This window comes from Jatrophihabitans endophyticus, assembly GCF_900129455.1.
GTDB lineage: Bacteria > Actinomycetota > Actinomycetes > Mycobacteriales > Jatrophihabitantaceae > Jatrophihabitans > Jatrophihabitans endophyticus.
Window position 1 is genome coordinate 307436 of record NZ_FQVU01000005.1, and the last position, 11839, is coordinate 319274.

Sequence of the window (11839 nt, forward strand, 5' to 3'; positions counted from 1 at the left end):
CGTCGAACGGGTCCTGGCCGGACTGTAGACGACCCGCGGGTCTCGCTCCGCGGCTCAGCGCACGCCGCGCGTGCGGAACTGCACGCTGATGCGCGGGCCGACCGGCTTGCCGGTCTTGGGGACGCAGTGCTCCCAGGTGCGCTGACAGGAGCCGCCCATGACGACGAGGTCGCCGTGGCCGAACTCGAAGCGACGGGACGGGCCGCCCCCGGCCGGCCGGACCGCGAAGGCCCGCGGTGCCCCGAGCACCACGATCGCGACCATGGTGTCGTGGGTGCCGCCGCGGCCGATGCGGTCGCCGTGCCAGGCGACGCTGTCGCGGCCGTCACGGTAGAGGCACAGGCCGGCGGTGGCGAAGCGTTCGCCGAGCTCCGGCTCGTAGTGCGCGTCGAGCGCGGCCTTCGCGCGGACCAGGGCGGGGTCGGGCAGCGGCGTCCGTTCGTCGACGAAGTGCAGCAACCGCGGCACGTCGACGACCCGGTCGTACATCGGCCGGCGCTCGGCGTGCCATGCGACGCCGTCGCGCAGCCGGTCGAACAGGGTGTCGGCGCCGGTGACCCATCGCGGCCGGAGGTCGAGCCACGCGCCGTCGCCGAGCTCCAGGCGACGCACCGTGCGGCCGAGCGGGCCGAACGCGACCTCGACGCCGGTGTCGAGCAGCGAGGCCTGGAAGGCGGTCATGCGACGACGATACAAACGAATGTTCGAAACCGCCATCGGTGTGGCGCGCGGGGCCGGCGCGCTGTCGTACCGTTGAGCGGTGCGCCGTTACGCCTTCGCGGTCCGGCCCGGGTGGCTGTTCCTGCACCTGGTGACGATCGCGCTCGCCGTGACCATGATCCTGCTCGGCCGGTGGCAGCTCACCGTCTCCGAGCACCAGCACTTCAACATCCGCAACTTCGGCTACGCGTTGCAGTGGTGGGCGTTCACCGCGTTCACGCTGATCATGTGGTTCAAGGTCGTGCGCGACCGCGTGCGGCAGGGCGAGGCCGTCGCCGACGTGCCCGGCGCCACCGCGCCGCCGACCGTCGCGGAGTCGGTCGCGTACCGGCGCTACGTTGCCCCGGAGCCGCCGCCGGTCGAGGACGACACCCTCGCCGCGTACAACGACTACCTGGCCCGGCTGGACGGCCAGGACGGGAGACCTTCGTGAGCAGTGACTTCGCCTCGACGGTGCTGAGCATCCGCCAGCCGCGGCTCGCGCCGGGGCGGGTGCGCGAGGCGTCGGGCTCGCTGCTGCGCTACCGGGTGATGGCGTTCGTGACCGGCGTCGTCCTGCTGGCCGGGACGATCGAGCTGATCGTGAAGTACGCCTTCGACGTCGACCCGCCGATCTACTCGTGGCTGTGGATCGGGCACGGCTGGCTGTTCCTCGTATACGTGATCGTCACCGCGCTGCTCGGCTTCCGGCTGCGCTGGCCGCTCGCGCGCTACGCCGTGGTGATGCTCGCCGGCACGATCCCCACGATGTCCTTCGTCGCCGAGCACTTCGTCACGCGGCAGACCCGACGGGCCGAGCAGGGTCAGCCGGTCGACGTCCGCGACTGACGGCCGCCGCCGAGCCCGGCGACGAGGTCCTCGCGGGCGCGCGCCACGCGGGAGCGGATGGTGCCGACCGGGCACGCGCAGACGTCCGCGGCCTCGGCGTAGGACAGTCCCAGCACCTGGGTGAGCACGAACGCCTCGCGCCGCTGCGGCTCCAGGGCCTCGACCAGCGCGCGCATCGCGACCGACTCGGCCGGGTCGCCGCCGCGTGTCTCGAGAGGCGGCGGCAGGCGCCGTTCCCGCTGGGCCGTGCGGACGTGGTCGGCGCACACCCGGCGCGCGATCGACAGCAGCCAGGTGCGGGCCGACGAGCGGCCGAGGAAGCGGTGCAGCGAGGCGAACGCGCGGGCGTAGGTGTCCTGCGTCAGGTCGTCGGCGTGCTGCCGGTCGCCGAGGTGGGCGCAGAGCCGCCACACGTCGGCCTGGGTGGCACGGACGAGCTCGGCGGCGGCGGCCGCGTCACCGCGGCGGGCGCGCAGCGCCACCGTGGTGATCTCGTCGAACTCGTCCACTGTGTGACCTGGGTCTCGCTGGGAACTTCCGGGCGGTCCCGGCCGACTGTTCGGTCGTGAGGTGCGATCGCTACCGCGAGGCGGTGTCGGCGCGGCTGGACGGCGAGCCGCTCGGCCTGTCGCCGTCCGCGCTCGAGACGCACCTCGCGGCGTGCCCCGATTGTGCCCGATGGGCCGAGGACGCTGCCCGGGCGACCCGGCTGGCCCGGCTCGACGTCACACCGGTGCCCGACCTTGCCGCCGCCATCACCACGGCGGTGGCGCAGCCGGCGCGTCGCGTGCTGCGGGCCCGGCACCTGCTGCGGGCGGCGCTGCTCGTGGTGGGGGTCGTGCAGCTGGCCGTCGGGATTCCCGCGCTGGTCGGCGACGACCTCGGCATGGCAATGTCCGCGCACGGCGCGCACGAGGGCGCGGCGTGGAACCTCGCCGTCGGCGTCGCGTTCGTGGCGGTGGCGTCGGTGCCGCGCCGTGCGGCCGGGCTGATCCCGCTGCTCGCGACGTTCACCGTCGTGCTGGCGGTGCTGTCGGTGCACGACTTCGCGGCCGGGACGGTGACCGCCGGCCGGCTCGCCACGCACGCCGCCGTCCTGGTCGGGCTGGTGCTGCTGCTCGCGCTCGACCGCGCGGAGCGGGCGCTGCCGCCGGGGCGCTCGTGGTCGGCGCGCTCGCGCGGCCGGGGTGAGGGTGACGCGGGCGACGGTGACGGCCCGACCGACCTGCGGACCGTCGCGTGACCGCCCATGGTGCGGTGGTTCCGTCCCATCGCGGTGGCCGGGGTCGGTTGGCCCCGGTGGAGCGCGGTGGGCGGGGCCGGTTGGCCCCATCCCAGCGCGCCTCTGGAGATCAACTGACCGCGCCCGCATGGGGCCAACCCACCCCTGCAACCGCGCCCGCATGGGGCCAACCCGCCCCTGCCCGCCGTCGACCCCGCCGCGCGGTGGCCCTGCTCGTCGCGCTCGCCGGCTTCCTCGGCCTCGGGCTGGTGCTCGCGGCGCCGGCGGCCGCGCACGCCACCGTGGCCTCGGCCGACCCCGCCGACGGCAGCCGGCTGCAGCGCGCACCGAGCAGCGTCACCATCACCTTCGACGAGGGCGTGACGCTCGGCCGCGTCGGCTACCTGCACGTCACCGACCAGACCGGCGCGCGCGTCGACACCGGCGCGGCCAGCCAGCCCGGCGGCGACCAGACCCGCATCCGCGACATGCTGCGCAGTGGCCTCGGGGACGGCACCTACACCGCGAGCTTCCGCGTCGTCTCGGCCGACTCGCACCCCGTCGCCGGCACGATCCGCTTCGTCGTCGGCGACGGCGCGCTCGTGCGCGGCAGCGTCGGCGCGTCCGGTGGCAACGGCGTCACCGAGTCGGTCATGGACGTCGCGCGTTGGATCTCCTACGCCGGGCTCGCGCTGCTCGGCGGCGTCTGGCTGCTGCTGACGGTCTGGCCCGAGGGACGCGACGACCGGCGTGCCCGCCGGTTCGCGTGGACGGGATGGGCGGTCACCGGCGTCGGCGCGCTGGCCGAGGCGTTGCTGCAGGGGCCGTACACGGCCGGTGCCGGGCCGCAGCGGTTGTTCGACCCGTCGCTCGTCGACGCGACGCTGCACACCGACTACGGCCAGCTGCACAGCGCGCGGTTGCTGCTGCTCGGCCTGCTGGGACTGATCTTCGCCGTCTCGCTGCGCGTCGACGCCCGGCCCGCGCCCTGGGAGGGCATCGCCGGGCTGCTCGGCATCGGCATCGCCGCCACCTTCTCGGCCGCTGGCCACCCCGGCACGACGAGCCCGACGACACTGTCGATCGTCCTCGACATGCTGCACCTGCTCGCGATGGCGACGTGGGTGGGCGCGCTGGTGATGCTGCTCGGCGCCGTGCTGCCGCGCCGCGAGCCGGCCGAGCTGCGCCGCGTCGTCCCCGTCGTGTCGACCGTCGCGTTCACGAGCGTCGTCGTCCTCGCCGTCACCGGCAGCTACAACGCCTGGCGGGGCGTCGGCACGATCCATGCGGTCTTCACCACCACGTACGGGCTGCTGGTGGTGGGCAAGGTCGTGCTGTTCGTCGGCCTGCTCGCGGTCGCCGCCGTGTCGCGCCGGGTGGTGCGGACGAAGCTCGCGCGGCCACGGCTCGCCTACGCGAACACCGACACCGCCGAGACCGAGGTCGAGGACTCGCCGTCGGACGTCGACACCGAGCGGCTGCGGCGTGGCGTGTTCGTCGAGGTCGTCGTCGCGCTCGTGGTCCTCGGCCTCACGGCGGTCCTCGTCGCCCGGCCGCGCGGCAAGGAGGACCTCGCGCAGCAGTACCGCGAACCGGTCTCGGCCTCCACCACGCTCGGCGGTGGCCGCACCGTCACCGTCACCGCCGACCCCGGCACCCACGGCAACGTCGACCTCACCGTCGACGTCTCCGGCGGCGCACGGCTCACCGGTGTCACCGCGAACGCGACGCAGACGGCCAAGCGCATCGGCCCGGTGCCGGTCCGGCTCACCCGAGCGAGCGCGCTCACCTACGACGGGACGGCGCCGCTCACCGTCGCCGGCCCGTGGCGCATCGACCTCGTCGTCTCGACGTCGGAGTTCGACGCCGTCACCACCGCCGTCACGCTGACCCTGCACTGACCTGTGAACCGCACTGAGAGGAACCTACGAATGCCCCGCCTGCGCACAGTCGCGTTTGCCACCGTGATCGGCGTGTCCGCCTCGCTCGTGCTCGCCGCCCCGGCGAGCGCGCACGTGAGCGTGTCGTCCACCAACGCGGTCCAGGGCGGGTATGCCGTCGTCACGTTCCGCATGCCGAACGAGGAGGCGAAGGCCACCACGACGAAGCTGCAGGTGCAGCTGCCCACCGCCACGCCGTTCGCCTCGGCGAGCGTGCAGCCGGTGCCGGGCTGGACCGCGGTCGCCACCAAGACGAAGCTGGCGAAGCCCATCACCACCGACGACGGCCCGGTCACCGAGGCCGTCACGCAGATCACGTGGACGGCGGCGACGGCGGCCGCGGTGAAGCCGGGGGAGTTCCAGCTGTTCAACGTCCTGGTGGGCCCGCTGCCGGAGCAGAGCACCGTGACGTTCAAGGCGCTGCAGACCTACAGCAACGGTGACGTCGTGCGCTGGGTCGAGACGGCGGCGCCCGGGTCGAGCGCGGAGCCCGAGCACCCCGCGCCCGTCCTCACGCTGGCGCCGGCGGGCCAGTCCTCGTCCCAGCCCACGTCGCAGCCCACGTCGGGTGCGAGTGCCACGGTCGCGAGCGCCGCCGCCGCGTCGGACGACGGCGGCAGCAGCAACACCGGCCCGATCGTGCTGTCGATCGTCGCCTTGGTGCTGGCGGCCGGCGCGATCGGCCTCGGCGTGGTCAACCGGGCCCGGCGGCACGGATGAGGCTGCCCTGGCCGGCGCTGGCCGGCGGAACGCTCGTCCTCGCGGTGGGCGCGGCCGGACTCGTCCGCGGCGCGGTGCCGCAGTCCGCCGCCGCGGACAGCGGCCCGGCCGACGTCGACCCGATCACGGTGACCGGCGCCTACGTCCGGCCGCCGGTGCCGCCGACGAAGCTCGCCGCCGCGTACTTCGCGGTCCGCAACAACACCGGGACGCCGGACGAGCTGACCGACGTCACCACCGGGGCCGGCGCGGACGCGACGCTGCACACGCTCGACAGCAGCGGCGCGATGAGCGCCACCGGGACGGCGGTGATCCCCGCGCACGGCCGGCTCGTGCTCAGCCCCGGCAAGGGCCACCTCATGATCGGCAAGTTGTTCGGGACGCTGCGCGGCGGCGACGAGGTCAACATCAGCCTGCAGTTCCAGAGCGCCGGCTCGGTCGACGTCGTCGCCCGTGTGATCCCCTACGACCAACCCGCCCCGACTGGAGCTCCGAAGTGATCCGTCGCGTCGCCCTCGTCCTCGCCGCGTTCGCGCTGCTCGCCGCCGGCTGCAGCTCCGGCGGCGGCGACCCGTCGCCGTCGGCGTCGGAGCTCATCAACGACGGGGGCAGCGGGCCGTACCAGGGGTTCGGGCTGACGCCGCCGCAGCCGCGGCCGAGCTTCAGCCTCACCGACACCGCCGGCAGGGCGTTCTCCTTCGGGACGGTGACGGCGAAGCACCCGACGATGCTGTTCTTCGGCTACACCAACTGCCCGGACGTCTGCCCCACCACGATGGCCGCCGTGGCGTCCGCCCTGCGCGAGCAGCAGCAGGTCGCGAAGGACACGTACGTCGTCTTCGTGACCACCGACGTCAAGCGCGACACCGGGCCGGTGCTGGCCCGCTGGCTGGCAAACTTCTCGCGCGGTACCGCGGCGCACTTCGTCGGGCTGACCGGGACCCAGGCGCAGGTCGACGCCGCGCAGGCGGCCGCGCACGTCACCGTGGCCGAGGACAACGGGCAGACGCACTCGTCGAAACTGCTGCTGTTCGGGCCCGACGACTACGCCCGGGTGGCGTTCGCGCAGAGCGGGCGGTTGCAGGCGCAGATCGCCCACGATCTTCCCGTCGTCGCGAAGGGGTGAGTCGGTGGCACAATCCGTGTCCGTGAGATGGCTGTCAGCTCGCCCCTGGCTGGGCACCGTGATCCGTCTGTTCCTCGGCGTCGTCTGGATCTGGGCGTCGTGGTCGAAGCTGCATTCGCCGCGGACGTTCGTGCAGGCCGTCCGCGCCTACGACGCGACGCCCGAGTGGCTCGCCAAGGCGATCGGCTACGGCCTGCCCGTGCTCGAGTTCTGCCTCGGCCTCGCGCTGATCCTGGGACTCGTGGTGCGGGTGGCGGCCGTCGTCTCCGCGGTGCTGTTCTTCGTCTTCCTCGTGGGCCTGGTGCAGGCGGCGGCGCGCGGCATCTCGCTCGACTGCGGCTGCTTCGGCGGTGGCGGGACGACCGACGGTGGCACGTCCTACACGCTCGACATCCTGCGTGACGTCGGGCTGCTGCTGCTCGCGGCGTTCCTCGTGCTGTGGCCGCTGACGCGTCTCTCCATCGACGAGTTCATCGCCCGCCACGACTACGTCGAGCCGCCGTCGGCGAAGCGGCTGCGCTCGGAGCAGGGGCGACGCAAGTACAACGCGCTGCTCGAAGCTCGTCGCAAGGAGGCGCAGTCGCGCAACCGCTGGGTGGCCGCCTCGACCGCGGGCGTCGTCGTGCTGGTGGCGCTCATCGGCATCGGCGTCCAGTCGGGTCGGGCCAAGGTCGAGGGGTCGCTGACCGCGACGAACGCGTCCGTCGCGAACGGCGTCGTCTACGGCAAGAAGGCCGCGGCCACGGTCGACGTGTACGAGGACTTCCAGTGCCCGAACTGCCGCGACTACGAGGAGCGCGTCGGTAAGACGATGCAGACCTACGTGCAGCAGAACAAGGCGCAGGTGCGGTACCACATGATCTCGCTGTCGAGCCTGGACAGCGAGGAGAACGGCCACTACTCGTCACGGGGCGCGAACGCCGGCTACTGCGCGTCCGACATCTCGGTGGACTTCTTCCACACGTTCCACACCTACATGTTCCAGACCAAGATCCAGCCGGCCGAGGGCGCCGGCGGCATCGCCGACAGCATGATCATCGCGGACGCGACGAAGGCCGGGTTGCCGGCCAAGTCGAAGACCGACTTCACCTCGTGCGTCACCGACAACAAGCACAAGGCGCTCGTGCAGGCCGTCACCGACCGGTCCAGCCAGGACGGCGTCAGCGGCACGCCCACGATCAAGGTCAACGGCAAGACGATCGGCAACAGCCTGAGCGACTTCACCGCCGCCGTCGCCAAGGCGGCCAAGAACGGCCCGGCGCCGAGCCCGTCTCCGACTAAGACACCGACGCCGACGAAGGCGTCGACGCCGGCCGCCACGCCGGCCAGCTCGGCGAAGTCGTCGGCCAAGCCGTAGCCAGCGCACGCACGACGAAGGCCCGTCCCCACGTGGGGGACGGGCCTTCGTCGCGTACTGCGGGACTACTTGTTGGCGGCGTCCTTGAGGGCGCTGCCGGCGGTGAGCTTGACCGTCTTGGCGGCGGGGATCTGGATCGTCTCGCCGGTGGACGGGTTGCGGCCCTCGCGGGCGGCGCGCTCGCCGACCGAGAGCGCGAAGAAGCCAGGCACGCTGACCTTCTCACCCTTGGTCGCGGCGCCCTCGAGCGTGGACTGGAGCGAGCGCAGAACGGCGTCGACCGTCTTCTGCTCGAGGTCGGCGCCGTCGGCGACAGCGGCCACCAGTTCCTTGCGGTTCACGAAGGTCTCCCTTGATCGTCGGTTCGTGTGCCGCCCCCAGTATGGCTACCTCGCCGAAAATCCCCGTAATTGGGGGCCTGCAGCGTCCCGGCGTGTCGTTCATGCCGGTGCCCGGGTGACGCCCGCGTGCAGCGGCCGTGTAGTGTTCTGCTCTGGCTCCGCTCCACCAGCGCGGGGTTCGCAAGGGGCTGTGGCGCAGCTGGTAGCGCACCACACTGGCAGTGTGGGGGTCAGGGGTTCGAGTCCCCTCAGCTCCACCAGATGATGCTTACTCGAACTCTGGACCGGAACAACGTCCGATAAGACCAGAATTCGACTGAAAGATGACGCCTTACCGTTCGCGGTGGGGCGTTTTTTCGTCCGATGGGACTGTCGCTGGCCGAGGGTCAAGGACTTGTAGCGGTGGTAGACGACGCTCGCCTCCCGGATCTCGTCAAAGGGTGCTTGCGCCTCGTCGTGGGTGACGATCAACGGATCGTCGTTGACGAAGAAGCGCTTGAAGAAGGTCGCGTTGAGCTGCGCCCGCAGCTCGTCACTTCCCTGTTCGTATAGGGGAAGCGGGTTCCGTAGGAGCTCGATGGCCTCGCCGAGACGGGCGGCTCCGGCAGCTAACTCAGCGGATGTGTCGGCCAGTTGTGCATGCAGGCGGACGCGCTCCATCTGGATGCCGTTACTGCGCTCCAAGATCTTGCTGCGGGTCAGGAGCCCATCAGCGGCGAGGTCGATCAGGCGCTGCTCACGGGCCTCAAGCTTGTGCAGCTGTTTGGTGACCTGATCGTGCAACTGCTGCGTCAGCTCTTGGCGACTGGAGAGGGTCTCGCTGATCAAGTCGGTCATCGTCTCGACGAAGTCGTCGTTCAGGCCGAGATCGCGGTAGTGCCGCTCGATCTGTTCTTCGACTTGCCAGCTCGGCAGATGCGGCAGGTCGCAGAAGCCTTCCTGCCGACCCCGGCACAAGAAGTAGCCGTAGACGCGGCCGGGGCCCTTCGTGACCTCGGTGTAGATCAGGCGGCTGCGACGGTGGTTTGCTTCGCAGCGTCCGCAGAAGATCATGCCCTTGAGGTAGTGCTCCAGGATTCGGTCGCGGTTGCCCTGGGCGGAGCGCTGCCGCCGGACGTCCTGGACACGGTCGAACAGCTGCTGCGTGATGATCGGATCGTGTCGCCCCTCAATGAGTTTGTCATCAACCGTCACCCAGCCGGCGTAGTACGGGTCGGCGAGCATCCGGTGCAGCTTGTTGCTCGACACCGGCATGGCCTGCGGGTTGCGGCCCGACGGTCTGGTCGTCAGTCCGAGATCCGCCATCGTGGCTTCAAGCGCATCGACCGAGTACTCGCCGCTGGCGTATAGCTCGAACGCCTTTGCAACCAACGGCGCGCGCTCCGGGTCCAGCCCGATGGTGTTGAACAGCCGACCTTCGTGGCTGGCGCGGATGTTCAAGTAGCCCAGCTTGGCGCGCGACACCGTGCCGCCGTTGAGCATCTTGTGGCGCAGCTTTTGCCGGATGTCCTCACCGTTCTGCCGGACCATCAGCTCGTTGAAGGCGTCGGACACAGTCTCCATGGCATCGGCAACCGGACCGGTGCCGAAGTCCTCCTTGCAAGAGATGATGCGGACGCCGATCAGGCCGAGTGCGCCTTTGGTGATGGCTGCGTCGATGGAGTTCCGGAAGGCACGCGAGCGCATGTAGACGATGACGTAGTCGACCTCGCCGCGGTGGGCTTCGAGGTAGCTCAGAAGCTGCTTGAAGACCGGCCGCTTCTCGATGGACTGCGCCGAGTTGCCGGGCTCGACGAACTCGGCGGCGACGACGGCGTTCAGGTTCTGCGCCTTCGCGAGGCAGGTCTCCCGCTGGGTCGCGATCGAGTTGCCCCCAGGATCGACGTCGACCCCGGTGTGCATCTGACGCGGTGTCGACACACGTAGGTAGAGCACCGCACGTGGTGTCGTTCGAGTGGGCTGCTCGGTCATGCGACGAGAACCTCCGAGGTTTCATACGGTCGGGTGGAGCGCTGGCGGTGGTAGTGGCCCGGACGCGGGCGGTGCGGCGCGGCTGGGCGCTCGCAGCGCTCCCCGCTGTCGGTCAGCCCGATCTGCGCGAGTCGGACGGTGATGGCACGCGGCGAGACGTCGAACAACCGGGCCAGGACAGCCGGCTGCTGGATGAGCCCCGCCCAAGCGCGCTTGAGCGCACCGCGAGACATCAGGGCACAGCCGGCGAAAAAGTCGGCGGCCTGCTCGGCCTGCTCGTCAGTTGCGTACAGCTGCTTGGCGCGGCCGTGATCGACGATGTGCTTGAACTCGTGGAACAGCGTGAAGCGCTGGCGGGTGCGCGGCTCCCAGCGGTTGATCGCGATGATCCACGTCGTGCCGTTCCAGTAACTCATGCCGGAGGTTGGGATATCGCGGTATTGCACCTCGATACGCGGCAGCTCGCTGACTGCCTCACTCGGCACAGCGTCACCTTCGATAGCGAGCACTTGGTGCAGCCGCGTAGCCTGCAGTTCGGCGATGCGGAGCGCCTCGAAGAAGCGAACCCGGCGCTCCGGGAACAGTGCGCGGAGTGACCCCAGCACGCTGCGACTCTCGTCGAGATTGATATGTGTTTGCATATGGCCCCTCCTTTCGGGTTGGTACTTATATATAAGGGTTAGTGCTCGTCTTGGTGTGGTCGTGGGCCGCTGCCGTGACGCCGGGTCAGCTGTTCGATGAAGGACTCAACCTCGGCGACCGCCTCGTCCGGTAGTTGGCGGTACTTGGCCCGCATGTAGGGCCTGAGTGACGGTAGCTGGCCGACAGGCAGAGCGTGGGCGGCGGCGTAGAGGTCAGCTGCCGGGATGCCGAGCACCTCGCCGATGGCCTTCAAGTTCTCAAGCCGGGGTGTCGGGTTAGCGGCTCGCTCGAGCCGGATGATGACGCCGGTGTCGAGACCTGCCCGACGGGCGACTTCACGCGCGGAAAGGTTGAGCGATTCACGCCGCGATTTCAGCATGTCGGCCAATTGCTGCATGTCCTCATCAGTCATATGCATTCTCCCCTTTATGTCTTCCATTATCGCCCTTCTGTTGTTTCAAAACAACACTGGCGGCCAATTCCACAACGTTTAGGAAAGGCGATCCTTGGTGGTGTATCTGGCAGGGCGAACGGTTGAGGCGCAATATGCGCGCTTCGAAACCGTCCGGCCCTGCCAGGTTTGGAGCGCAAGGCTCCTAGTCCGCCGATGCACCTCCCCGACGCGTGCGCGTCTTGGGTGACTGGTCGAGCTCCACCGGGGCCTCGCCGCTGCCGAACAGTGTGGCGATGGCCTCACGGCGGGCGGCGGCGTCGCGCTCGATCTCGGCGAGCACGTCGTCGGCCTTGCCTGCCAGCTCCGGTGCGGTCTTGACGGCCGCAATGTGCGACTCGATGGCCGCCCGGATCTCATCGGTGATGGTGCTGCTGCGCAGTTGAGCCACCAGGCTCAGCTGGGCGTGCAGCTCGGGCTCCAGCCGGATGGCCAGCGTCTTGACGCCGCCGTTCCTGCCGGTGCTTTCCATCTGGGACATACGGCACCTCCTCGGTGCGGTTGCGACTGACCTGATCCAC

General features: G+C 70.4%; 14 protein-coding genes, 1 tRNA gene and 1 pseudogene. 9 read left to right on the top strand and 7 right to left on the bottom strand.

What is annotated here, in order from left to right; genetic code table 11:
• Positions 1-54: 54 nt before the first annotated feature.
• Positions 55-681 carry an alpha-ketoglutarate-dependent dioxygenase AlkB gene (locus BUE29_RS18165; RefSeq protein ID WP_073391836.1) on the bottom strand — a complete coding sequence of 209 codons (627 nt, stop codon included), beginning with the start codon at positions 679-681 and terminating at the stop codon, positions 55-57.
• Between the two features lie 79 nt (positions 682-760).
• Between BUE29_RS18165 and BUE29_RS18170 the strand changes: the two genes are divergently transcribed.
• Together BUE29_RS18170 and BUE29_RS18175 are read left to right on the top strand one after the other, a co-directional pair.
• Entirely contained in the window at positions 761-1153 is a 393-nt protein-coding gene (locus tag BUE29_RS18170; protein WP_073391837.1) for a hypothetical protein, read from the top strand.
• Entirely contained in the window at positions 1150-1548 is a 399-nt protein-coding gene (locus BUE29_RS18175) for a DUF3817 domain-containing protein (protein ID WP_084181363.1), read from the top strand. Before BUE29_RS18170 ends, BUE29_RS18175 begins: the two co-directional genes overlap by 4 nt.
• Here the strand turns inward: BUE29_RS18175 and BUE29_RS18180 are convergent.
• Positions 1524-2057, bottom strand: a complete 534-nt coding sequence (locus BUE29_RS18180) for a sigma-70 family RNA polymerase sigma factor (protein ID WP_073391838.1) — start codon at positions 2055-2057, stop codon at positions 1524-1526. The two genes, BUE29_RS18175 and BUE29_RS18180, sit on opposite strands and share 25 nt — an antisense overlap.
• A 56-nt stretch (positions 2058-2113) precedes the next feature.
• Here BUE29_RS18180 and BUE29_RS22610 point away from each other — a divergent pair, with 56 nt between their 5' ends.
• The 6 genes from BUE29_RS22610 to BUE29_RS22615 all read left to right on the top strand — a co-directional run bounded on the left by BUE29_RS22610 (position 2114) and on the right by BUE29_RS22615 (position 7913).
• Positions 2114-2791 (top strand): zf-HC2 domain-containing protein, encoded by a 678-nt coding sequence (locus tag BUE29_RS22610; protein WP_073391839.1) that lies wholly within the window; start codon positions 2114-2116, stop codon positions 2789-2791.
• A gap of 203 nt (positions 2792-2994) precedes the next feature.
• Positions 2995-4671 carry a copper resistance CopC/CopD family protein gene (locus BUE29_RS18190; RefSeq protein ID WP_073391840.1) on the top strand — a complete coding sequence of 559 codons (1677 nt, stop codon included), beginning with the start codon at positions 2995-2997 and terminating at the stop codon, positions 4669-4671.
• Positions 4672-4743: 72 nt separating this feature from the next.
• On the top strand, positions 4744-5430 hold the full coding sequence (locus tag BUE29_RS18195) for a YcnI family protein (RefSeq protein WP_234971514.1): 687 nt from the start codon (positions 4744-4746) through the stop codon (positions 5428-5430).
• Positions 5427-5930 (top strand): copper chaperone PCu(A)C, encoded by a 504-nt coding sequence (locus BUE29_RS18200; protein ID WP_073391842.1) that lies wholly within the window; start codon positions 5427-5429, stop codon positions 5928-5930. The genes BUE29_RS18195 and BUE29_RS18200 overlap by 4 nt, the downstream gene beginning before the upstream one ends.
• Positions 5927-6556 (top strand): SCO family protein, encoded by a 630-nt coding sequence (locus BUE29_RS18205; protein WP_073391843.1) that lies wholly within the window; start codon positions 5927-5929, stop codon positions 6554-6556. Before BUE29_RS18200 ends, BUE29_RS18205 begins: the two co-directional genes overlap by 4 nt.
• Before the next feature lie 22 nt (positions 6557-6578).
• The gene (locus BUE29_RS22615) at positions 6579-7913 is read left to right on the top strand and encodes a MauE/DoxX family redox-associated membrane protein (protein WP_159440899.1); all 1335 of its coding nucleotides are present in this window, start codon (positions 6579-6581) and stop codon (positions 7911-7913) included.
• Positions 7914-7978: 65 nt separating this feature from the next.
• Here the strand turns inward: BUE29_RS22615 and BUE29_RS18215 are convergent, their stop codons facing one another.
• The gene (locus BUE29_RS18215; protein ID WP_073391845.1) at positions 7979-8254 is read right to left on the bottom strand and encodes an HU family DNA-binding protein; all 276 of its coding nucleotides are present in this window, start codon (positions 8252-8254) and stop codon (positions 7979-7981) included.
• Between the two features lie 184 nt (positions 8255-8438).
• Here BUE29_RS18215 and BUE29_RS18220 point away from each other — a divergent pair.
• A tRNA-Ala gene (locus tag BUE29_RS18220) sits at positions 8439-8514 on the top strand.
• A gap of 670 nt (positions 8515-9184) precedes the next feature.
• On the opposite strand, the pseudogene BUE29_RS23680 reads toward BUE29_RS18220, so the two are convergent.
• From BUE29_RS23680 to BUE29_RS18250, 4 genes and pseudogenes are all read right to left on the bottom strand, one after another.
• Positions 9185-10225: pseudogene (locus tag BUE29_RS23680) on the bottom strand (recombinase family protein); the annotation flags it as partial.
• Positions 10222-10866: an ImmA/IrrE family metallo-endopeptidase gene (locus BUE29_RS18240; RefSeq protein WP_084181367.1), complete on the bottom strand. Its 645-nt coding sequence runs from the start codon at positions 10864-10866 to the stop codon at positions 10222-10224. The gene BUE29_RS18240 and the pseudogene BUE29_RS23680, both read right to left, overlap by 4 nt.
• Positions 10867-10904: 38 nt before the next feature.
• Entirely contained in the window at positions 10905-11279 is a 375-nt protein-coding gene (locus tag BUE29_RS18245; RefSeq protein WP_073391966.1) for a helix-turn-helix domain-containing protein, read from the bottom strand.
• Between the two features lie 184 nt (positions 11280-11463).
• Complete coding sequence (locus tag BUE29_RS18250) at positions 11464-11799, bottom strand: hypothetical protein (protein ID WP_073391847.1); 336 nt, start codon at positions 11797-11799, stop codon at positions 11464-11466.
• Positions 11800-11839 lie beyond the last annotated feature (40 nt).

What these genes read in the sequence shown, in the direction of transcription:
- BUE29_RS18165 (WP_073391836.1), bottom strand. Translation starts at nt 681, where the DNA reads ATGACCGCCTTCCAGGCCTCGCTGCTCGACACCGGCGTCGAGGTCGCG.
- BUE29_RS18240 (WP_084181367.1), bottom strand. Translation starts at nt 10,866, where the DNA reads ATGCAAACACATATCAATCTCGACGAGAGTCGCAGCGTGCTGGGGTCA.
- BUE29_RS18250 (WP_073391847.1), bottom strand. Translation starts at nt 11,799, where the DNA reads ATGTCCCAGATGGAAAGCACCGGCAGGAACGGCGGCGTCAAGACGCTG.
- BUE29_RS18245 (WP_073391966.1), bottom strand. Translation starts at nt 11,279, where the DNA reads ATGACTGATGAGGACATGCAGCAATTGGCCGACATGCTGAAATCGCGG.
- BUE29_RS18200 (WP_073391842.1), top strand. Translation starts at nt 5,427, where the DNA reads ATGAGGCTGCCCTGGCCGGCGCTGGCCGGCGGAACGCTCGTCCTCGCG.